At 46.9% G+C, this 1,709-nt stretch carries 2 protein-coding genes; both read left to right on the top strand.

Features of this window, described 5'->3' with window-relative positions:
* Positions 1 to 592, top strand: a 592-nt coding sequence (locus A3738_RS28695) for a M23 family metallopeptidase (RefSeq protein ID WP_156504578.1), incomplete at its 5' end; no start/stop codon positions are given.
* Positions 582 to 1,709 (top strand): anhydro-N-acetylmuramic acid kinase (locus tag A3738_RS28700; RefSeq protein WP_068764026.1); only part of this gene is annotated, 1,128 nt, incomplete at its 3' end. The genes A3738_RS28695 and A3738_RS28700, both read left to right, overlap by 11 nt.

Consider the following 1,709-nt stretch of genomic DNA (forward strand, 5'->3'; position numbering starts at 1 on the left):
TCACCTAGAAGCCGTCATTTATACTGACGCGAATGGCGTTTCAAATTACTTTACACCCTCAGGTGAGAGTATGCGCAAAGCGTTTATCCGAACGCCTGTAGATTTTGCTCGCATCTCTTCTCACTTCAACCTGAAGCGCAAACACCCTGTACTTCATAAAATCCGCGCCCACAAAGGGACAGATTATGCAGCTTCTCGCGGAACACCAATTAAAGCAACGGGTGACGGTAAAGTGACATTTGCTGGCCGAAAAGGCGGATATGGCAATGTAGTCATACTTCAGCACGGCCAAAAGATCACCACACTATATGCACACATGCATAAGTTCGCTCGCAACATAAAAGTAGGGAAGCGCGTCAAACAAGGACAAATCATTGGTTACGTTGGCAGCACAGGTTTAGCATCAGGCCCTCACCTTCACTATGAGTTTCGCGTGAATGGCGTACACAAGAACCCTGTTCGAGTGAAGCTACCACACGCAAAACCAGTACCTAACAGTGAAGTTGAGCTCTTCTCGCTTCAAACAAAGCCTCTCTTAGCGCAACTAGATACCCTGCGTGAAAACTTTCAGCTAGCGCTGAATGATCAGTAGCCTTGTGACCACCAGCCAACAACTCTATATAGGCTGCATTTCAGGCACTAGCATAGACGGCCTTGATATTGCCCTCGTTAAATTCGAGGACAATAAGATCCATACAGTTCAATCTGATTGCATAAAACTACCGGAAAAATTGCGACACGCCTTATCCCAACTCTGTGATTCAAACTCTGATGAAGAGCTAGAGCGTTTTGGTCGAGTAGATCATGAACTGGGGAAGTTCATTGGTAAAAGCACGAACGACTTCCTAACTCGCCTAAACATCAATCCGGAAAGCGTTACGGCTATAGGAAGCCACGGACAAACCATCCGCCATCGCCCAGAAGGTCCAACACCCTTCTCCATCCAAATTGGTAATGGACATGCCATCGCGGAACACTCAGGCATTATGACGATCAATGACTTCAGAATGGCAGACATGGTCTGCGGCGGCCAAGGCGCACCTTTGGTCCCCGCATTTCATGAGGCTATATTTTCGAGCAAAGACGCACACCATTTCATTATCAACCTAGGCGGAATTGGCAACATTAGCGTGATCCCAGAGGGTCACATGCATAACAGCTATGGATACGATATTGGGCCCGCAAACACTTTGCTTGATCGTTGGATAGAGTGCCACAAAGACAAAGATTATGATGAAAACGGCGCATGGGCTAGCTCTGGAAAAGTGATTCCTAGCTTATTAAAGTGCTTATACAGCGATCCGTTTTTCTCCGCCCCAGCTCCTAAAAGCACCGGTCGAGAATACTTCAATCTTCATTGGCTGAATCAGCATGAGATTCAAGATTTAAAACCAGAAGATGTTCAACGGACCTTGCTTGAATTAAGCGCCGTTAGCGTGGCAGACACAATCAAGGCAGAAAAACAGAATCTAGTTGGTCCGGTGAAGTTTTATGTTTGCGGCGGCGGCGCTCACAATCAACTTCTTATAGACAGGATTGAAACGCTCAGCAACGAGCATATTCAGTTTACAGATGAGCTCGGAATACCAGTCGATGACGTTGAAGCATGTGCTTTTGCATGGCTCGCCAAGCAAACAACGGAACGAAAAGCTGGAAATCTAATCAGCGCGACCGGTGCATCACGTCCAAAAATCTTAGGCGCGATACAC

It is taken from the genome of Oleiphilus sp. HI0066 (assembly GCF_001635725.1).